General features: G+C 43.0%; 15 protein-coding genes and 1 tRNA gene. 6 read left to right on the top strand and 10 right to left on the bottom strand.

Annotated elements, in window-relative coordinates:
* Positions 1 to 8: 8 nt before the first annotated feature.
* From F0145_RS17875 to F0145_RS17865, 3 genes are read right to left on the bottom strand one after another with little or no spacing between them, the layout of a single operon-like run.
* The gene (locus F0145_RS17875) at positions 9 to 1,436 is read right to left on the bottom strand and encodes a DoxX family protein (RefSeq protein WP_223816139.1); all 1,428 of its coding nucleotides are present in this window, start codon (positions 1,434 to 1,436) and stop codon (positions 9 to 11) included.
* Positions 1,437 to 1,478: 42 nt separating this feature from the next.
* Positions 1,479 to 2,822: a RagB/SusD family nutrient uptake outer membrane protein gene (locus F0145_RS17870; RefSeq protein WP_150090430.1), complete on the bottom strand. Its 1,344-nt coding sequence runs from the start codon at positions 2,820 to 2,822 to the stop codon at positions 1,479 to 1,481.
* Between the two features lie 36 nt (positions 2,823 to 2,858).
* The gene (locus tag F0145_RS17865; protein ID WP_150090428.1) at positions 2,859 to 5,936 is read right to left on the bottom strand and encodes a SusC/RagA family TonB-linked outer membrane protein; all 3,078 of its coding nucleotides are present in this window, start codon (positions 5,934 to 5,936) and stop codon (positions 2,859 to 2,861) included.
* 683 nt (positions 5,937 to 6,619) lie between these two features.
* Between F0145_RS17865 and F0145_RS17860 the strand changes: the two genes are divergently transcribed.
* Positions 6,620 to 8,683 (top strand): cation:proton antiporter, encoded by a 2,064-nt coding sequence (locus F0145_RS17860; protein ID WP_150090426.1) that lies wholly within the window; start codon positions 6,620 to 6,622, stop codon positions 8,681 to 8,683.
* Positions 8,684 to 8,960: 277 nt separating this feature from the next.
* Here F0145_RS17860 and chrA read toward each other — a convergent pair whose 3' ends face one another.
* Together chrA and F0145_RS17850 are read right to left on the bottom strand one after the other, a co-directional pair.
* Positions 8,961 to 10,331 carry a chromate efflux transporter gene (gene chrA, locus F0145_RS17855; RefSeq protein WP_150090424.1) on the bottom strand — a complete coding sequence of 457 codons (1,371 nt, stop codon included), beginning with the start codon at positions 10,329 to 10,331 and terminating at the stop codon, positions 8,961 to 8,963.
* 69 nt (positions 10,332 to 10,400) lie between these two features.
* Positions 10,401 to 11,264, bottom strand: coding sequence for a chromate resistance protein ChrB domain-containing protein (locus F0145_RS17850; protein WP_150090422.1), 864 nt, complete (start codon positions 11,262 to 11,264; stop codon positions 10,401 to 10,403).
* 490 nt (positions 11,265 to 11,754) lie between these two features.
* Here F0145_RS17850 and F0145_RS17845 point away from each other — a divergent pair, with 490 nt between their 5' ends.
* The 5 genes from F0145_RS17845 (at position 11,755) to F0145_RS17825 (ending at position 18,076) form a co-directional block, all read left to right on the top strand.
* Positions 11,755 to 12,618, top strand: coding sequence for a sulfite exporter TauE/SafE family protein (locus tag F0145_RS17845; protein ID WP_190277591.1), 864 nt, complete (start codon positions 11,755 to 11,757; stop codon positions 12,616 to 12,618).
* A gap of 421 nt (positions 12,619 to 13,039) precedes the next feature.
* Positions 13,040 to 15,214 (top strand): family 43 glycosylhydrolase, encoded by a 2,175-nt coding sequence (locus tag F0145_RS17840; protein ID WP_150090418.1) that lies wholly within the window; start codon positions 13,040 to 13,042, stop codon positions 15,212 to 15,214.
* Between the two features lie 151 nt (positions 15,215 to 15,365).
* A complete protein-coding gene (locus tag F0145_RS27030) occupies positions 15,366 to 15,449 on the top strand; it encodes a JAB domain-containing protein (RefSeq protein ID WP_150090459.1) in 84 nt (27 codons plus the stop codon).
* Between the two features lie 246 nt (positions 15,450 to 15,695).
* Entirely contained in the window at positions 15,696 to 17,249 is a 1,554-nt protein-coding gene (locus F0145_RS17830) for a M20/M25/M40 family metallo-hydrolase (RefSeq protein ID WP_150090416.1), read from the top strand.
* A gap of 392 nt (positions 17,250 to 17,641) precedes the next feature.
* Entirely contained in the window at positions 17,642 to 18,076 is a 435-nt protein-coding gene (locus F0145_RS17825; protein WP_394349595.1) for an alpha/beta hydrolase, read from the top strand.
* A 106-nt stretch (positions 18,077 to 18,182) separates the two neighbouring features.
* On the opposite strand, the gene F0145_RS17820 is transcribed toward F0145_RS17825, so the two are convergent.
* The 5 genes from F0145_RS17820 to F0145_RS17805 all read right to left on the bottom strand — a co-directional run bounded on the left by F0145_RS17820 (position 18,183) and on the right by F0145_RS17805 (position 20,968).
* Entirely contained in the window at positions 18,183 to 18,656 is a 474-nt protein-coding gene (locus F0145_RS17820; protein ID WP_150090414.1) for a hypothetical protein, read from the bottom strand.
* Between the two features lie 51 nt (positions 18,657 to 18,707).
* Positions 18,708 to 19,448: a hypothetical protein gene (locus F0145_RS17815; protein WP_150090412.1), complete on the bottom strand. Its 741-nt coding sequence runs from the start codon at positions 19,446 to 19,448 to the stop codon at positions 18,708 to 18,710.
* A gap of 156 nt (positions 19,449 to 19,604) precedes the next feature.
* Positions 19,605 to 19,757, bottom strand: coding sequence for a hypothetical protein (locus F0145_RS26285; protein ID WP_190277590.1), 153 nt, complete (start codon positions 19,755 to 19,757; stop codon positions 19,605 to 19,607).
* 356 nt (positions 19,758 to 20,113) lie between these two features.
* Positions 20,114 to 20,187: transfer RNA gene (locus F0145_RS17810), tRNA-Arg, on the bottom strand.
* Positions 20,188 to 20,260: 73 nt separating this feature from the next.
* Entirely contained in the window at positions 20,261 to 20,968 is a 708-nt protein-coding gene (locus F0145_RS17805) for a TVP38/TMEM64 family protein (protein ID WP_223816138.1), read from the bottom strand.
* Positions 20,969 to 21,491: the final 523 nt, after the last annotated feature.

Genomic DNA, 21,491 nt, shown 5'->3' with positions numbered 1-21,491 from the left:
AACCAGTTTTATAACTTTAATGCTTCGCGCCGGCCCCGGCCAGCCGCCTCTTCCAGGAGGTATTTTTTTGGCTGTTTTTCGAGCACGATGTAAACCGAATCTTGCTGTTCGTTCAAGCCCGATAAAATTATTTGGTTGGCGGTGGGCTGTTGGTACTGCAGCACTAATTTTTTATTAGGGTAATTTTTGTTCTTGTTTTGCAGCGTTAAAACCTGGTTGGCAGCATCCAGTTGGTAATCGTAGTAATGGCGCCCGCCGGCTTCGGCTAGCTCAAAATTCCGGGCTGCTGTCGGCCTAATTATTTCTTCGGTTTTAGCTGTTTCCAGTAGAACTGGGCGGTTGGAGCGAACGCTGATAGTAGCCCATTTTTCAAATACCACATCCTGCCAGCGAATAACATCTGTAGCGGAATAGGGTAAAATTTTTTGGTTAAGCCGGAATTCCTTTACGTTATACAAACCGCTAACTCCTGGTAAACCTGCTGTTTTGGGATAATGATAAGAACCTTCCTGATTATAAACGGCATGCGCCTTATAGCCATACAAAACCACGAACAGGAAAACAAAAGCTGGTTTCAGTACCACACGGGCAGTTTTTTGCCAATCCCGGAAGAACGGCTTAAATAAATTGGGTAGAGTAGGCTGCTCCAGCATTAACAAAGAAAACAACCGTTTAGCATCAAAAAAGAATAGAAACAGGGCGATGGTAACCAGGTAAAAACTGTACACGTATTCGCCGCCCTCGTAAGCCAGGTTCGACATAAACACGTTGCCGGTAAAAGGTAATACCAGGAAGGCACCAATAGAAGTAGTTTTCCGGAAGAGCAGCAGAACCGCCGCCAGCAATTCCACTAAACCCAGAAATGATTGGTAATCCGGCACAATGCCTAAGGTTAAAGAAAATAATTTCCAGGCGGTAAAATCACCGTAATAAGTATTCAGGTGGCTGATGGAGGGCAGGGGCGCCTGCATCGGGTATATTTTAATAAAAGCATAAGCCAGCAACCCGGCCGCCAGCCGGTAACGCAAAATCACCCGCAGCCAATAATATAATTGGTTATATTCCCGGCGGTCTTTGTCCCGGATGGTCCAGATAATGGCACCCACTACCGCAATCGCGAAAACAACCCCCCAATCTGCAAAAGTATTCAGGCCCCAGGAACCGGCTGTTGGGTTACCGGCAAAAAACTGCGGGGTATACCGGCTCAGGTTTAAAATATCGCCTAAGTGCAAATCCAGCCAATTAATGGAGAATAGATTGCGGTAATATTTCCAGTCTAAAGGCACCGCCTGCAGGAAGAAGTAGAGGAAGAAAAACCGGAAAGCTATTTTTTCGGGCCCGCTCCATCTCAAACTTGAAGCAGGGGCAGCCGGGTTAAGGCGCGCGCTAAAACCTTCTTTTTTTGCCACAAGTGGCAGTTGTTCAATGGTTGCCATAATATTTTAATGCTAGAATTAGGAGTAGAAGCAATATTTTAGTTAATAACCATCATTTTGGGTTAATCCTGGGTCGATGAGCAGTTGCTCGGCCGGAATAGGCATTACCAATCGTTTGGTATCGGTTACCTGCAGCACCTCTTGGGCGCGGCCGGTTCTTACCAGATCGTACCACCGGTGGGGTTCAAAGGCAAATTCAAGACGGTGCTCATTCTCGATCGCTAATAATATTTCCTCGGTCGTAAAAGCCTCAAGGGGTAATAATTCGGCCCGATCCCGGACTGCATTTAAATCGGCTAAGGCACCGGTAATATTTCCTTGCTGGGCGCGGGCTTCGGCCCGGATTAAATATAATTCGGCAACCCGAATAACAAAGGAAGGATCGGTGGCCGGGCTGCGGTAATATAAATTTCCGTACCAGCGGTTTTGGTTGTCTTTGGCAATTAAAGCACTGCGGGAACCGCCCGTTAAAGGATTATTCAACAAATCTACCAGGGTACTGTTGGGCGCCCATTGCCGGGTACCGCCATTGGTTTGGGGTTGCCACTGGTTGCGGTGGGCATTGGTTTCGGTGGCGCTGTAAAATATTTCAAAAACCGATTCTTGGGTTCCCCGTGCATTGTTCGCAAAAAAAGCATTATATGGCTTTAGCAACTGGTAATTAGCTGCATCACCAATGAGTTTACTGGCATATTCTTCTGCTTTTGCGTAATCCTGCTGGTATAAAAAGTACCTTGCTTTAAGCGCCCAAACTGTTTTGCGGGTAGCCTGAAACCGGTTGGTGGTTTCGGGCAGCAAAGGTTCGGCCAGGTCCAAATCCGCTATTACCTGCGCATAAGTTTCGGCCGCCGTACTTTTGGGAATATTCCAGTTTTCGGTGGGGCTTTGGGTGGGGTTGGTAATAATGGGTACCCCTCCCCAGGTGCGGGCCAAATCGAAATAAGCCAGGGCGCGAATAAAATATGCTTCGCCAATTATCTGGTTTCTGAGCGTTTCTGAAAAAGTAACATTGGTGGCTACCTGCGGTACTTTGGCCAGCACGTTGTTGGCCCGGTTAATGGTTCGGTAAATAGCCGTCCAGGCGCTACTAATAGTAGCATTATCGGCGTTTACTTTATGGTTGATAAATTCCTGAACCTGCGACTGCGAGCCCGTCCATTGCACATTATCGCCGGATAAATACCCGATAGACTGAAAGCCAGTACCGTAATAACTACCATCGGCCAGGGCACTGTAAACACCCCGGAGGGCCGTTTCGGCCGAGGCTTTATCCACGATGGTTTGGGTATCCGAAATAGCGGATTTAGGCTGAACATCCAGTAATTTTTCGCAAGCACCCAGCGGGAGCGTTAAAGAAAACGCAATAATATATTTTAGAGATTTCATAATATTAAAGAGAAAGAAAAGTGGTAACTGTAGAAGTTAGAGCGTTAGGTTAACCCCAACTTGTATGCTCCGGGGTTGTGGCGGCGTGCCCAAGTCAATGCCTTGCTGGTTCTGATCGCTGCTGGCCGCCGATTCCGGATCGAGGCCGGTATATTTGGTAGCGGTGAACAAGTTGCTGCCGACCACATATACCCGAACTGCTTCCATTTTGAACCGGCGTGCGTAGTTAAGCGGAAGTGTATAACCCAAATTTACGGCCCGCAAACGCAGGTAAGAACCATCTTCGAGCCAGCGGCTACCGCCATCCCGGTAGTTATTTACATTTACCCCGTCGGCTTTAGGTACATCTGTAATATCGCCGGGCTGTTGCCAGCGGTTCAGGTTACTCGCAAATATTATCCGGGCTGCATCGCGGGCACCGCCGCCTTCGCCAAAAAACCGGTTATGGTTATATATTTTGTTGCCGTAGCTAAAAGCCAGAAAAATATTGGCATCAAAACCCCGGTAACTGAAATTATTTGTAATGCCGCCAAAATATTTAGGCCAGATGCTGCCGTAAATCTGCCGGTCGGCGGTGGTAATGGAGCCATTTTTATCTACATCCTCGTACACGGCATTGCCGGTTTGGGGATCGACGTATAGTTGCTTATAAACCCAAAAAGAATAAAGCGGATGGCCTTCTTGTTGAATAATCAGGTCGCGGCTGCCGTACTTGAGCGGGGTAGGGAGTTTTTCGATCCGGTTAATATTGCGGGAAATATTAAAGTTGGTTTGCCAACTGAATCCGGCTGTTTTAATATTTTCGGTATTTATGCCCAGTTCAAATCCTTTGTTACTTACTTCAGCCACATTATCCCAGTAGGTGCTAAAACCGGTGGTTGCGGGCAAGGCAGTTGGCAGGAGTCCATCTTTAGTATATTTATGATACACGTTTACCTCCAAACCTAAGCGGTCGTGCAACAAACCCAACTCTAAACCAGCATTTATTTGGCTGGTGCGTTCCCATTTCAGGTTTTCGTTGCCTAACTGTTGCGGAGCAGTACCGGGTTGCCCCTGGTAAGGGCTACCGCCGGCCCACAAACCTTGGTTCGCAAAATCCGGCAGGTTTTGATTGCCCGTAATGCCGTAATTAACTTTCAGTTTGAGGTCGCTGATGGCATTTACATCTTTTAAAAATTTTTCTTGTTTTGCCCGCCAGGCTGCTCCAATGGCCGGGAAGTAACCCCATTTATTTTGGTTGCCAAAACGCGAAGAACCATCGGCGCGGAACGTTAATTCGAGTAAATAGCGGTTGTGGTAATTATAATCTACCCGGGAGAAAAAAGAAGTTAAGGTATTTTTGGTCCAGGATTGCGAGCTGGTAGAAACCGCTGCCGCCGAAATTAACTTAAAAGAATTATTGGCAAAACCGGTACCGGTGGCCGAGGTCCGGCTCAGGACATTGCTTTGTAAAGTATTGCCCAGCAATACGCCTAAGGTATGGCCCGGCGCTATTTCTTTCCGGAAAGTTAAGGTTTGTTCGTTTAGTAAGGCAGTTTGCTGCCCGGTAGCGGCGGTGGCGGCTCCGGCCGGACTACCGGAAATTAAATAGGTATTCCAATATTCCGATTCGTCGTAATTATTGTAATCAACGCCCCAACTAGACCGGAACCGCACATTGGGCAGCAGTTCGCCTTCTAAATATAAATTGCCGAGGTAGCGCAGACTAACCGAATGAACATCGTAGTTTTCTAGTAACAGATCCACGTTATCGAACCCGGCTCGCCCAACCGGTACGCCTTGCTCATTGGTAGGTGCTAAATAAGTTGGGGTATGCAAAGCGGCCTGCAATAAACCTCCTGCCGGACCATCGCCGGCGCGGGCCTGGTTCCGGAAGGTTCGGCCAAAGGTGTTGCTTACGCCTACCTGCCATTTATCGTTAATTACCTGGTCCAGGTTAACCTTAAAACTGGCCCGTTCAAACGTAATGGGTTTTAAAATAGATTCCTGGGTATTGTAGCCGCCGGCGATGTAATATTTGGTGTTGGCCGTGCCGCCTTGTAAAGCCAAATCATAATTCTGCAACCGGGCTGTTCCAAAAACTTTGCCTAACCGGTCGTAGGTTTGCTGTTCTTCGGGTAAACCCAGGCCGGCTACCCCGTTTATAACCTCGGTGGCCGGCCGGAAAGGTTTTGGCTTGCCAATATTGGTGTAATATTCATTAACCAGGGTGGCGTGTTCCGGGCCGGTGGTCAGGTCCCAGAGCTTTACCGCCTTAGACCAACCTTGCGAGGCATTAAAGGTAATTTTGGGTTTCTGGTTAAAGTCGCCGCGCTTGGTGGTAACAATAATTACCCCGTTGGCCCCCCGCGAACCGTAAATAGCCGTGGCCGAAGCATCTTTTAATACTTCCACACTTAAAATATCGGCGGGGTTAATATCGGCCAGGGGCGAGGTGGCTTTTCCGCCGGTGCCTATACTTTGCAAACTGCTGCTGTTCAGGAAAACACCGTCTATTACATACAAAGGCTCATTGCTGGAGTTGATTGAAGTAGCGCCACGTACCCGTAAAGCCACGGCCTCGCCAGGAACACCGGTATTACTGGACACTTGCACGCCCGCTACTTTGCCCTGTAACTGGGCATTAAAACCTCCGGTCGGAATATCTTTGGTTTCGGCGGCATCTACCTTGGTAACCGAACCAACCAGGTTGCGGCGTTCCTGGGTGCCGTAGCCCACTACCACTACTTCGCTTAAAGCTTTAACATCGTCGTGCAACGTTACCTGAATATTTTTCTGGTTATTCAGCGGTACTTCTTTGGCCGTGTAGCCGATGAAAGAGAAAACCAGCACCTCCGTAGGTTTAGCAACCGACAACTGAAATGTACCATCGGTAGCCGTAGTAGTTCCATTCTGGGTATTTTTAACGATTACCGTTACGCCCGGCAAAGGTTCGCCGGCAGCCGTAACCACTTTGCCCGAAATATTCGCATTTGTCGACGTTGGATCGTCGGGTTGGGAAATGCTTTTGCTGGTAAGGTTTAAGGAATATTTAGCTGCGTAAGCCGGAGAAGCGGTTTGGTAAAGCGCAAGCAATACCAATAACTTACTACTTTTTTGTAGTAATTTTTTCATGATTTAAGTACTTTTGGGTTATCAATTTTTACCGGCTTTCCCAATTCTTTGCCTGTACCAGAGGCCTTGTGATTGGGAAAGCTATTTTTATACTATTACCGGCAAACCACTTTCTGCCGTAATGTGCTGAATTGCGATTTCTCTACTTAGGCATAGGCAATATTCAGGTTAGGGTACTTTTTACATAAATTTATTCATGACCTTCCGGCTCCTGCTTCTAAATATTATTGGGGCTTAACACAAAATAATTTATCAACGCCAGGAAACCTCGCTCTTAGAAAAGAGTAGGGGAATAATTAAAATCAACCCAAAAAACATAAAAAGCTAAGTTTGGGCTAACGACGAGGTAGCATAAATATTAGCAACAACAGCCTAACAGTAGCGTAACAGTTGGGCTGCTTAAAGATGCGGGTTGGAAGAGATTCGTTTTCATAGTAGTTGTTTATATAATCTCTATAGATTTGATAGACAAAACAAGCACTATCACGTATATTATCCAAATAATTAAGTGTTTAATTTTTGAATATTTAACTAAATATTATATAAATACCTGTAAATCAAATAATTAAATTTTAATATTTCTGAGGAACTAAGTATGTTTAAAAAGAGGAGAGGTGCTGTTTTAGGCTCTTTTCTGCTATATTCTTCGGCCAGGAAAATCTCAAAACCATATAAAACAACCAATGCAACCTAGTTTTTTTGCGCATTTACTACAAGAATTTACTACCCCGCTTACCAATCCGGTACTCGTATTCTCGTTAATATTATTTATTATTTTACTGGCGCCGCTCTTACTAAGTCGCATAAAAGTACCCGGCATTATTGGCCTGATTCTATCCGGGGTTGTTATTGGGCCGCATGGTTTTAATATTTTAATCCGCAATTCGGCCGTTGAGCTGTTCTCTACTATTGGGCTGCTCTACATTATGTTTATTGCGGGCTTAGAACTGGACTTAAATGAGTTTAAAAAGAATAAATACAAAAGCCTTTTGTTTGGGTTTTTTACCTTTATCATTCCGTTGGCAATCGGGTACCCGGTTTGCCGGTACCTATTGCAGTACAATGGGCTGGCGAGTTTTTTAACGGCCAGTATGTTTGCCACGCATACGTTGGTCGCTTACCCCATTGTAAGTAAATTCGGGATTGCCAAAAACCAGGCTGTAGCCATTACGGTAGGCGGCACTATTTTAACCGATACGGCCGTGCTGATTATTTTGGCAGTTATTATGGGCTCCCGGCAAGGCGAACTCACCGAAGCCTTCTGGCTGCGCCTGGGCATATCTTTGGCCGTATTCGCGGCCATCATGTTTTTAATAATTCCGCGCATTGCCCAATGGTTCTTCAGCAACCTCGAAAGCGAAAAGACCTCGCATTATATTTTTGTTTTAGCCGTGGTATTTTTTGCCGCTTTTTTGGCCGAAGTTGCCGGCGTAGAGCCCATTATTGGCGCTTTTGTGGCTGGGTTAGCTTTAAACTCGCTTATTCCGCATTCATCGGCCCTCATGAACCGGATCGAGTTTATTGGCAATGCCATATTTATTCCTTTCTTTTTAATTAGTGTGGGCATGCTGGTAAATGTGCGGGTACTCCTGAATGGGCCTACGGCCTTAATCGTGGCTTTTACGTTAACCCTGGTGGCTTTGGCAGGTAAGTGGCTGGCCGCTTTTTTTACCCAACTGGTAAGCCGGTATAGTAAACCCGAACGAAATTTAATATTTGGTTTAAGCAGCGCCCACGCGGCGGCTACCCTGGCGGTAATATTGGTGGGGTTTAATGCTAAAATTTTGGACGAAAATATTCTGAACGGCACCATTATTCTTATTCTGGCAACTTGCGTAATTTCTTCTTTTGTTACCGAAAATGCCGCTAAGCAAACTGTATTAACTACAAAAGAAACTAAAGTTTTATTGCCTCAAAAAGATACCGAAACCGCCGAGCATTTGCTCTTACCAATTACCAATTTAACTACTTTGGAGCGAATGCTGGAATTTACGTTGCTGCTCAAAAGTAAGATATCACTTAACCCAATAACGGTATTATCGGTGGTGCCGAACAATGCCAATGCCGAACTAAACTTAGCCAAAGTAAAGAAAGATTTAGAAGCTTCGGTAAAAATAGCAGCGGCTACCGAAACAAATATTCAGGTATTGGCTACCATGGATTATAATATTGCCCGGGGAATTGCCCGTACTTCCCGCGAAATATTAGCCGATTCGATTGTACTGGCCTGGCCCAAAAGAGCATCTATTCTGGAGCGGTATATTGGCGATAAAACCGAAACTATCCTGACGCATACCAACAAAAATATCTTTATCTGCCATTTAGAAAAGCCAATTATTAGCTTAAAAAGAATTGTGCTGGTTTGTTTGCCCTTAACCGAGCTGGAAGTGGGCTTTCCGGTGTGGCTGGGGAAAATATTAAAATTGGCAACTGAGCTTTCTTTGCCGGTTTCCTGCTACTGTAACCAGCACACGCAGGAGGCTATTACCTATATTTTAACCCAAAGCAATTCTACCATTACCCCGGAGTTTACCCAATTGCAGAAAGAGGATGCTATTTGGAGTGTTGAAAAATTTGTGCAAATAAATGATTTATTGGTAGTAACGGCGGCCCGCAAAGATGCCCTTTCTTACCAGCCCATAGTTGATGCCATCCCGAAATGGCTGGAAAAAGAATTTAGTGAAATTAACAAAATAATTATTTATCCGAAACGCCACGATGCCAACCAAATCTATGATGTGTATTAAGCAACTAATATTTGGATTGTTTTTCTTTAAACCACGAATTTATGTAATGTCGGGTTAGAGCTACAGCTGCGTATTTCGTCGTGAAAATATTAACTGCTTCAATGTAAAAGTTTAAATAATATAAGTTCACGCAATCCACTTCTGTCATTCAGGAGGAAACTATTTAGTTACCTGCCAAATAGTTTCCTCCTGAATGACAAGTGTGGGTTTAAAGACCAATACAAAGTATACCGGCTGTGCTAAATAACCTGACTTATAGGCTATACAATCAACTGTTCTAAATATTAGGTGTTTCTAGGAAAATAAAGTAATGGACTAAACCGGCCAAAGCGCTGATGCCAATCCAGGAAATCATGCCAATTTTAAACCGGTACATGGCTACAAACGAGATAATAATCCAGGCTAAACTAAAATAATCGATGCCGGCGGGTGTTAGTTGTTCCGGAAATACAACGGCCTGCGCAAAGTAGACGGTCAGGTTTAATACTACGCCCACTACGGCCGCCGTTACCACACTCAAAATGGCTTTAATGCTTTTATTGCTCTGGGTTTTTTCAATAATAGGAGCACCCGCCAGAATAAATAAAAAACAAGGTAAAAAAGTGTAATAAGTGGTAGTAACTAATCCCAATGCACCCATCAGAACAGAACCCTCATAATAATGGTAGCCCGCCATAAAGCCCACAAACGTTAAAACCATAATTAACGGACCCGGAGTTGTTTCGCCCAACGCCAAACCATCTATCATTTCGAGCTTGCTTAGCCAGTTAAAATCTTCTACTGCTACCTGGGCCACGTAAGGCAACACGGCGTAAGCACCGCCCACGGTAACAAAAGCAGCTTTCGTGAAAAAGGCAATTAATTTCTCCCAAAAAGGAGCGCCCTGGCTAATGTTAAATATTACATAAGGTGCCACCCATAATAAAACAATAACGGATATTTGTTTAACTAAGCGGCCCAAATGAAAGCCGGTACCGGGCACCTCCGTTTCCATGTTTAAATAATAAGCTTGCTCGTTCTCCGCAATTTCGCTTGCCGATTTTGACTCTTGGAATACCGCCGGGTAGAAATTTTTGGCTAACCAGCCCACCAGCATAGCACTCAGAATAATAAGCGGGAAAGGAATATCTAAGAAAAATATCCCGATAAAAGAAGCGAGCGCTACCAATACATGAAAAACGCTTAACAACGATTTTTTGCCAATTTTTATTAAGGCTAAAATTACAATGGCTACCACGGCCGGTTTTAAGCCATAAAACAAGGCCGCTACCCAAGCAATTTTACCAAATATTACATAAATAGAACTTAGCCCCAATAAAATAAAAACCGAAGGCAGTACAAACAAACTGCCGGCCACAATGCCGCCAATGGTGCCGTGCAAAAGCCAACCAATGTAAATAGCTAATTGCTGCGCTTCGGGGCCGGGCAACAACATGCAATAATTTAAAGCGTGTAAAAACTTTCGGTCAGAAATCCATTTTTTTTGGTCTACCAGAAAAGTATGCATAATACCAATCTGGCCGGCCGGGCCACCAAAGCTAATGAACCCCAATTTCAACCAGAAGTAAAAAGCTTCTTTAAAACTGGGCTTGTTAACCGATGCGGCGGCAACGTTTACCGGAGATGCTGTTGAAATTAGGCTGCTCATACTAATATTTGCATTGTTTAATATCAAGTACAAGGTTAAAGAACCGTTTCCGGATAAAATAGAAGGTTTTTAACCTTTTGTATTCTTTTTACCTTTGTTTACGTTTTTTTTGTAGTCCGAAGGATTCTGGCCTGTATGCTTTTTAAAGATGCGGGTAAAATGGCTTTGGTCGGAAAAGCCGGTGAGGTAAGCAATTTCGGATAAAGAATGATGGGTATGATGCAGCAGGTGAATGGCTTTGTCGATGCGCAGCTTCCGGATATATTCCCCGAAAGTAAGATTATCGAAATATTTAGAAAACTGCCGCGATAAATAAGCCGGGTGTACATTTAAGCCTTCCGATATTTGGGATAAATTCAAGGTTAAATTCGTGTCTATCTGGTCCTGAATAATTTCTTTCAGGTGGATGGCCCAATCGGGCACTTTCTTATTATTCTCTTTCTCCTGGGCTAAGTATTGTTGAAAGACCTGCAATAATAAATTTTCGGTGGGGCTGGTGGTATGTTTTTCTTGTTGCAGGTATTTGGCCCAACTATACAAGGCGTCGTAAATTACCATACCTTTTTCCAGCAACTCATAATCATTTTTAATATTAAATGCCAGCCCCGCCGATATGGCCCACAAACCCGCCGACTGGCTGCTTAGGTTGTGATCATCGGTATCGGCACCCCTAATTACCAGGGCCATGGTCTGGAGCGCCGGGTCTTTTAAGTCGTACTTCTGCAGAAAATAATCGAACGTACAGCGGTCTTCGTAATGGCTAAACTCTACATCCGGCATATCAAACGGAATGGCCCCTAATGTTTGCGCCTGACTTTGTACTTCCTTATCCGGAGCATAAATAATTTCGGCCTGGGCATCAATAAATCTTTTAATAAGCCATGGGCAGGCCAGCCGGTCAATTTTGGGGCGTTCGCGGGTAATCCATTTCATAAATTGTTTTTGCGGTTGGCCGCTTGGGTACTTATTGGTTAATTAAATTAATAATTATAAATTTAAAAGCTTACACAAGGCAAAAAGTGTTAATTGAATAAAATAGTTATGTTTCAATTTTACTTAAAAACGCAATATCCTTTTACTTTATAAAAGAGTATAGCAATATTTTTAAGCCAATATTTAATAACCGCCATTAAAGAACAAGACGTTTGTCTATTATGAATACTTCGTGTTTTTAAAATATGAAGCTTAGTTAAAAAATCAGTTAAAGAAACTCACAACTTTTATTCAGGTGGAAACCAGGTAGCAAACTGCCAAATAGTTTCCGCCTGAACAACAGAGATGGGCCCGAAGGCTAATAGAAAATATTCCTTTTAATTTTACATAACATCCGTTAGCAAAACCTTTTTAATTTTAAATGCTTGTTGGGTTAAGAAGCATTAAAATGAAACAGAAGAAATAGTTTTAGCACCCTTAAATCTAAATCATGGTACACCGCCTTTCCTTGAAACACATTAGTGCGATCATGATTGCGCTGAAGGTTTGCCTGCTGATTTTTCTGGTAGTAAAGGTGCTTTTCTTTTCTGCTGAACCTCCGGTATTTTCTTTGGACCAGCGTTTCTTTACAATTTTGGGAGCCGGCTTTCTGGCCCAACTCATCGATGGCACCCTGGGAATGGCTTATGGGGTTAGTTGCTCTACCTTGCTATTAACGTTTGGTTTGCCGCCGGCTGTAGCCTCGGCCAGTGTGCATACGGCCGAAGTTTTTACCACGGGCGTTTCGGGCTTATCGCATTTGTTTCTGCAAAATGTTAATAAAGCGCTTTTCTTTCGCATTGTTATTCCGGGGGTGTTGGGTGCTGTAATTGGCGCTTATCTTATATCGGAGGTGCTGAACGGGGACTTGATTAAACCTTATATATCGGGTTACCTGCTCATTATGGGAATTTTGATTTTAGTTAAAAGTTTCCGGGTGTTGCCAACAGTAGAGCGCTTGCGGCGGGTATTTTTATTGGGTATTACGGGTGGCTTTCTGGATGCCGTAGGGGGCGGCGGCTGGGGACCCATTGTAACTTCTAACCTTATTTTTCAGGGTAAAACGCCCCAGGAAACCATTGGTACCGTAAATACCGCCGAATTCTTTGTGGCTTTTTTTAGTACCGGCGTTTTCCTGTTTTTTGTTGGCCTGGATAGTTGGCCCGTGGTGCTGGCTTTAATTTTGGGCGGCGTACTGGCGGCTCCTGTGGGGGCGGTGCTGGCCAAAAAAGTAAAACCCAAAACCATGATGCGCCTGGTCGGGATTATTATTATAATTATATCGGCTTATACGATTTATAAGAGTATTTTCTAAGTTCTGGATTAGCGAATAACCAATATTTTAAACCTTGTACAAATCAAGACTCTGGCGGGCATAGCCAAGTATTTAAAACCAAACGCGCTCGTAAACCCAGTTACAAGGTTAACCGAATCTCCTAAAATATTGCTTCTCTTCAGAATAAAATCAAAGTGCGGTACCTAAGCTACCGGCGGTAAAATATTAATAGAGGCAGTGATAACCCGGCTACTTCCACAAAAACAAGCTAATTAAATATTGCAGAGTTTGGCTACTAACTCCAGGCTACCAATTTTTTATTGCCGCCGGCAGCTTATACCTTTACGCCCTAATATTTATACCGCGGTTTACCCAAAACAGAATTTTTGGGTGAAAAACTGAGCAGGATTTTCCGGCCGAACAGGTCTATGATTTAAATTAATAATTAAAAATAGAACACGTGAAAAATTGCCTTTTACTATTTCTGGGTTTATTCTTATTTGCCTGTAAACAGCAACCAACCAGCAGTGCCGGTAAGGGAGCTGCTACCGCTATTCCGGAAACTAAGTACAGCGCTTATTTATTTACCTACTTTACCGGTAATCAAAAAAGCGAAGAAGCCATTCGTTTTGCTTTAAGTAACGATGGGTATAATTTCCGGGCGCTTAACAACAACAAACCCGTAATAAGCTCCGCCCAAATTAGTTCCACTGGGGGCGTACGCGACCCGCATATTTTGCGGGGTGCCGATGGCAAAACGTTTTACATGGTAGTAACCGATATGGTTTCGGCTAACGGCTGGAGCTCTAACCGGGCCATGGTGCTGTTAAAATCAACCGATTTAATTAACTGGGCTTCCAGTGTGGTAAATATTCAAAAGCAATTTCCGGGTCAGGAGAACTTACTGCGGGTTTGGGCACCCCAAACTATTTATGATCCATCGGCCAAAAAATATATGATTTACTTCTCAATGAAGCACGGCAACGATCCGGATAAAATATATTATGCCTATGCCAACAAAGAATTTACCGGTTTAGAAACTACACCCAAGCAACTCTTTTTCAGCCCAAACAACGGGGCCTGCATTGATGGCGATATTATTTTAAAAGACGGCAAGTACCACTTGTTCTTTAAAACTGAAGGCGAAGGCGCCGGTATAAAAATGGCGGTATCGGATAAACTAACCGAAGGCTATGTGTTACAGGATAAATATTTGCAGCAAACCAAAGACCCGGTAGAAGGCTCGGGCGTGTTTAAACTAAACAACGGTGAAGGCTATATTTTAATGTACGATGTGTATACCAAAGGCAAGTACCAGTTTACCAAAAGCCAGGATTTACAGAATTTTTCGGTTATCGACCAGGAAGTGTCCATGAATTTTCATCCCCGCCACGGCACCGTGCTGCCCATTACGGCCCAAGAAGCTGAAGCCTTGGTAACCAAGTGGGGCTCTGCGGATGATGCCATGCTATCGGCGCGCGGCAATGGGTTAAAAAAAATAAATATTGCCTTAGATACGGTTAATAAAAAACTTACCCTGCCGGTAAAAGCCGGCACTAATCTAAGTGCTTTTAACCCGGAATTTATGCTCTTTCCGGGAGTAACCATAAACCCACAGACGGCGCAGAATTTTACGGCCGGACCAATAAATTATAACGTAACCATAGCCGGAAAAGCACCGCAAACCTACCAGGTGGTTGCCAAAGAAGCTCATAACCCAGCTCTGGAAGGTTATTATGCCGACCCCGATGTGTTGTATGCCGAAAAAACCGGTAAGTTTTATATTTACCCCACCAGCGATGGTTTTACGGGTTGGTCGGGCACGTATTTCAAAACTTTCTCTTCTACTAATTTAGTAGATTGGCAGGATGAAGGTGTAATCCTGGACTTGCCCAAAGACGTAAGCTGGGCCAAACGCAATGCCTGGGCACCCTGCATCATCGAAAAGAAAATTAACGGCCAGTACAAATATTTTTATTATTTCACGGCTGCTCAAAAAATAGGCGTTGCTGTGGCCGATAACCCTACCGGGCCTTTTGTGGATTCCGGCAAACCGTTGATTGCGGCTTTTCCGGAAGGTATTAAAAACGGCCAGCAAATTGATCCGGATGTTTTTACCGACCCGAAAACCCAAAAGAGTTATTTGTACTGGGGCAACGGTTACATGGCCGGCGCCGAATTAAATACCGATATGGTTTCGTTAAAACCCGGCACTACCAAAATATTAACCCCCGATGCTACTTTCCGGGAAGGCGCTTATGCCTTTTACCGCAACGGCACTTATTATTTTATGTGGTCGGAAGATGATACGCGCAGCCCTAATTACCGCGTACGTTACGGCACAGCCACTTCGCCGCTGGGCAAAATTAAGGTGCCGGCCAATAATTTGGTTATTGCTAAAAACCTGGAAGCCAGCATTTATGGTACGGGCCACAATGCGGTGCTGCAAATTCCGGGCAAAGACGAGTGGTACCTGGTTTATCACCGCTTTAACTACCCCAAAGGAATTACCATGGGCGATGCGGCCGGTTTTAACCGCGAAGTTTGCATAGATAAGCTGGAATTTAACTCCGATGGCAGTATAAAGCCAGTAATATCAACGCACGAGGGCATAAAAGCAATTAATTTGAAATAAATTAGGCAGGGTAATATTTTCAGAAACCAAGTTGAATATTGCAACTACGTATAAGCATATTTTATCATCGCCCGGCTGGCGGCCCGCTATTTTCAGGGTAACCTGCGCTTCAGATAAGCAGCTTATAAAACAGCTCAACTAAGCGGGGGAGCTGTTTGGCATTAAAGTGCTGGACCATGTAATCCTAACGCCACAGGATACTTACTTTAGTTTTGCCGATGAAGTATTGATTTGAGTTAAACTAGCGTTCACCGCCGCTAATACCGGTTTTCTGAGCTTTAACAGATAATTTAGCTGCTTTAACAATTAAGTAACTGCCTTAAGTACCTGCTTGGGATTATTTACCGGCTGGTTTATTTCTAAGCCAGGAGTTTCTGCTATGTTTGCACCTAAGTATTTACAATAGAAAATAGCAATCAGCTTAAACAGTTTTCATTTATTCTGTACCTTGGCTTCTAATTGCTATCCAAAATTAAGTTACATGCGAAGAAGTATTACCAATTTGCTCCTCCTTTCTTTTCTGTTGTCGGGTAGCTTAGCTATTGCCCAAAGCAACCAACCGGTAGTTAACAACATTATAAAAGAGGCGCAGGAGAATTCACAAGTAGAAAAATTAGCCCATGAATTAATGGATGTGATTGGCCCCCGGTTAGTAGGCACTCCCCAAATGAAACAAGCCAATGATTGGGCAGTGGCTAAGTATACGGACTGGGGCATAACAGCCCGAACCGAAAAATGGGGAGAGTGGCGCGGCTGGGAAAGAGGTACCTCGCATATGGATATGGTGTATCCGCGAACCAAGACCCTGGAAGGCATGCAACTGGCCTGGAGTCCAAACATGAAAAAAGCGGTAACAGCCGAAGTAATTATTATTCCGGAAGTAGCGGATTCTTTGGCTTTTCAGAAATGGCTACCAACGGTAAAAGGAAAATTTGTGCTGGTTTCGATGCACCAGCCTACCGGCCGGCCAGATTATAACTGGCAGGAATTTGCCACCCCAGCATCGTTAGAAAAAATGAAAAAGCAACGTACGGCGCACACCGAAGCCTGGCAGAAACGCCTGCGTAATACCGGCTATACGGCTCGTACCTTACCAGTAGCGCTGGAAAAAGCGGGTGCTGCCGGCGTTGTGCAATCAAACTGGTCTAATGGTTTTGGGGTAAATAAAATATTCGGGGCCAACACCAAAAAAATACCCACGGTAGATATCTCCCTGGAAGATTATGGATTGCTTTACCGGCTAACAGAATCCGGGCATAAACCAAAAATCAGAGTACACACGGAATCGAAAGAAAAAGGCGTAGTGCCTGCCTTTAACACGATAGCTGAAATTAAAGGCACCGAAAAACCAGAAGAATATATAATTCTATCGGCGCATTTTGATTCGTGGGATGGTGGTACGGGCGCTACCGATAATGGTACCGGTACATTAACCATGATGGAAGCCATGCGCATTCTGAAAAAAGTATACCCCAATCCCAAGCGTACTATTTTAGTGGGCCATTGGGGCAGCGAAGAGCAGGGCTTAAACGGTTCCCGGGCCTTTGTAGAAGACCATCCGGCAATGATACCCAATATTCAGGCGGTATTTAACCAGGATAAAGGAACCGGGCGGGTGGTAAACATTTCGGGGCAAGGCTTTTTGAATGCGTATGAATATGTAGGCCGCTGGTTAACCGAAGTTCCCCAGCCTATCCGGTCGCAGATTCAAACCAGTTTCCCGGGCACTCCTGGTACGGGTGGCTCGGATTTCGCCTCTTTCGTAGCGGCGGGCGTACCGGCTTTTTCTTTAAGTTCTTTAAATTGGTCTTACGGTACTTATACCTGGCACACCAACCGCGATACCTATGATAAAATCGTGTTCGACGACGTACGAAGCAATGCTATTCTGACGGCAATACTAGCATACATGGCCAGCGAAGACCCGAATAAGACTTCCCGGGATAAAAGTGTTTTACCCATAAATATCAAAACCGGAGAACCTGCTAAATGGCCTGTGCCTGGGAAACCAACCCGAAGAGGTGGCCTAAACTAGGTGCGCTTCTATAAAGGATAGTAAGCAATGGATTGCAAGGCCATATTTTAGATTTATGCTGGTGATTTTCATCTAACAAGCACACCCCAACGGTGTGCTTGTTTTTTATAAACCAAATATTTTCTATGCGGATATGTAATAAATAAAAGTAAGTATTTCAGCTTAACAAGGCTGTTTTAACTAGCAGCTTAGCTTATGTAATTAGCGGACTGCAATTGGCAAAGTGGTTTAATACTATGGGCATCAGTGCTTTTGTACTCAACTACCGTTTATCTAACTCACCGGACCTGAAGGAGAGGCACCTTGGCCCATTGCAGGATGCACAGCGGGCAGTTCGTGTAATAAGAGCAAATGTGGCAAAGTGAGGTATTAACCCGGAGAAAATAGGTATCATGGGTTCTTCAGCGGGTGGGCATTTGGCTGCTACGCTGGGTACTTACCCGGAAGATGTAGCTGCCATTCACGATATCTATGATAAGATATCTTTCCGGCCCAATTTTATGATACTTGTTTCTCCTGTCATTAACCTGGGCAATTATGTGCATACCGGCAGCAGAAACAACCTGTTAGGCAATAAGCCTTCTAAAAAGCTAGTAGAAAAGTTTTCGAATGAGTTACAGGTAACTGCAGCCACTCCGCCAGCCTTTTTAGTTCATGCAGCCAATGATAAGGCCGTGAGTCCGCACAATAGTATTCTGTTTTACCAAGCCCTGCTGAATCATAAAGTTCCGGCTAGTTTACATATATTCCCCAGGGTGGGCATGCTATTGCCCTGTGTAACAATCCTGGCTCTATGCAATTGTGGACTTCTCTTAGTGCTTTGGTAGCATGATAACTTACATCTTTTATATCGGCTTCATATTTATTTAGCCTCAAATAAGTAATAAGAAGCATTAATTGTTTTGTTATCCTGTAGTCTTAATTTATCCTACTTCATTTTAGTAGTGCAAAAACTGCTGCTGCTGTTGCCGATAATCCTAAAATTATTGAAACCCATAAGGCATTTTGGGCTATCTGTCTTGCCCTCCTAGATTCATCTAAAGCTTCGGCTGCAATTTTAGCTTGTTCTACGGTAGCTTTTCTTGCAGCACTTTCTTCTTCTTCTTTAAGTTCAATTGCTTTTTGTTTGGCTATTTCCCTTTGTATTATTCCTTCATATCCACCACTTTTTATAAATTCAATCCCCTTACGAGTAATGGAAAAGTAGTGGCTGTTTTCATTATCTTTTTTCCGTTCTATATAATTGAGGTCTACTAATTCAGATAATATTTTGTTTACATCTTGCCAAGGTAAACTGCTTTCAGTAGAAACATAATTATCATGAAAATATATTAGCTTTTCAGGCTTTTGCAAAGATGCATTATAGTAAACTCTTAATATTCTTTCTAATTTTTGTTGGTTGTCCATAGATGCAAAATATATCTTCAAAAAAGCGTATCATTTTGTTCTACTAATAATTTATCGCCACATGTAAAATCTAAAGAAATTGTGCAATTTAATAAATCTTGTTAACTCCGGAATTGCAGGGTAAACATCGTTTAAATTTGCACTTGTTTCATTAGAATTAAATACTAACCTGTATTCGTATTGGTGCTTCAAGTCTGGTTCCTTTAGAAAATATACATCTAAGTTTAAAGTATCTCTAAACTCGCCTGATAGTTCGAATTTTCTACCATCCTTTTCGTAAATACATTCACGACCAAATGGTAAATTATCTAATTCAGCGAATTTATTTTTCACTAAATAGTTATGTATTGCAACAGCAAATCCTTTTATATCAGTTATTTCGATACAAACCATTTCTTGATAATCGCCATCCGGTAATTTACCAAATTCCATCATTACTTTTACTGATGGGTTTGTTGTTAAACAATAAATATATTTATTTGGTGGATTCTTAATTTCTGAATATACATTACCCATTGTATACATACCCATCATTCGGTAAGTAAAAGGGTAAGGAGGTTTATTGTCAGGACCAAAAAACATATTCTCAAAAAATTCCGGATTATCCTTCAAGAATTTAGAAGGTTTTTTTTGATCAACAACCCCAAATGATACACCTTCATTTCTATCAGTTATTTCTTCATTTTCTCCTTCTCTATAATGATATATTGTTCCTAACTTTATTTTTCCTTCATATAACATACCTGCTGCATATTGTTTAGGTATATATTTAAAGAATCTTTGTTTAATCATTTTATTCACGGTCGTTAATTTTTTATATTTGATATATAAAAAAAGGGTAGATTCAACTACCCTTAAATTTTTTAACCTTCTGCTTGTTCCGTTTTATTTCTTCTACCTCTATAACAACCACGTTTTTTTACCACCGGTGCTTTACCCTGTCTAGCATTAGCAATCAGTACTTCTAAATCTTGTAATACTTGATTCTAGTTCGATACAAATTTTTCCAGTGATGCAGCCCATTGCTTCTACCAGTTCTTTGTTCTGCTGTGCATCCTGTAGTAGCTGTACTACTTCATTTACATTAGTTTCTTTTGCCATTAGTTATAGATTATAAAATGATGGTCTACAATAGTAATTAAATATATAGAAATTCAAAAGCCTGTCTGATTTGTATATTATTTATAAACCGGAATAGGGTACTTTTCTTTTTGGGTACATCTTAATCTTTGTGCCCTCATAATGAGTAAGCTGGTCACGTAGCTAAATTGAATAGAAGCATCTATATGTAGAAAATTTTTTTGTATAAACCTTTATAGAATCTAAAAAATGAAAGTAGTGCTTATTTCTAGTGCCCCAAGTTAAAAATGTTGTGCCATTTTGTTGTACCACTAAAAAGAAAAAACCCCTAACTGTTTGACAATTAGGGGTTTGATTTGCTGTAAATTACTACTTAGTGGTCGCGTAGGGAGTCGAACCCCAAACCTTCTGATTCGTAGTCAGATGCTCTATCCAGTTGAGCTACGTGACCAGCTTTCTCGTTTTGAGAGCACAAAGATAACCTCATTTTTTTATTAAAAGCAAGCCCTTTCTTAAAAATTACTTTATTTTTTTACATCGGTGCTGCGGGTCAGGGCTTTTTTAAGGGCCCGGTTAAAAATGTAGTATAGCCCGAAAAGCGAAATAATAATCAGACCGATTACTAATATTTTTCCTTCAGTGCCGGCATCGGGGTTGTTGAGCAACGTGATAATATTCTGAGCCTGTGTGCCTACCCAGAAAAAGAAAAGGGTGCGGGGCAGCATGCCCAGCATACTGGCTAACAAAAATTTTACCCGGTTAATGCGTAAAAGCGAGAGTACAAAGGTCATGAAGGCAAAGGGTAATACCGGCGAAATGCGGCTTAAAATAATGAGCCCCCAGCTTTGTTCGCGCAGCTCGTCCATTACGGCGCCAGCTTTTTTAAACCGGTGCAGAAAAGCCAGCATTTTGCCGTGGTCAATAATTTGGGCTACCGCATAACCGGTTAAGGCAGCCAAGCCATACGAAAGCACCACGCCCAAAAAGCCAGGCCAGCCGAAATAATAACCGGTAACCAGGGCCACAAAAGTAGTAGGGGTAAGGGCAAAGGCCATGGTAAAAGCCACCACTACAAAATACAAAACAGTTTGGGCAGGTTGCAGGCTTTGCAGCACCTCCTGGTATTGGTAAAGGTAATATGCCAGCGTAGAGCTTACCAGCACTGGCACCGCTACTAACAGAAATAGCGAAATAAAAGTAGAGGCGTTTTTACGAATTAATTCTTGCAGCACAGGCGCACGATTTAGGTTTTCAGGATGAAAGTTAAACGTAAATATTTAATTTATGGCGGCATTGGGTTTAATGAGATGGTAGGTAAAGAGCACCAGCGCGTGTTTTCTACCTAACGTGATAATCCGGATAACTTTTGCAAGATGTAATTTTTCAAAAAATCTGGTGCTAACTAAATCAATTAATCTAAGTTTGATTTGTTTGGTCAAGTTTCTCCGGCCTACCGGGCGCTTCCTCTTGAAAAAGAGGCTAAACAAGCTCATCTTTCCTTAGTTCGTAACTCGCAATGCCTTTTAACAACGGCACCAGAAAGCCGGAAAGGCATCTTTTAAAAGGTCTTTATCGCCCAAACTGCGATAGTCTGTTTCTTAGGACAGGAAAAGGTAGTACTTTCTTTTTAGACGAAATATTTTATTGATTAAGTTAAAGAATAGAGCGGTTTAGAACCTGGTATGTGGTAGCCGGGACGGGTGTTTTGGAGTTAGAAGCCTAATCCTGTAACTTGCGCCGCACTAATCCTGTTTA

The organism is Adhaeribacter rhizoryzae, from assembly GCF_008629685.1.
Taxonomy (GTDB): domain Bacteria; phylum Bacteroidota; class Bacteroidia; order Cytophagales; family Hymenobacteraceae; genus Adhaeribacter; species Adhaeribacter rhizoryzae.
The sequence above is the reverse complement of the archived record's forward strand: the minus strand, read 5'-3'. Positions and strand labels throughout refer to the sequence as shown.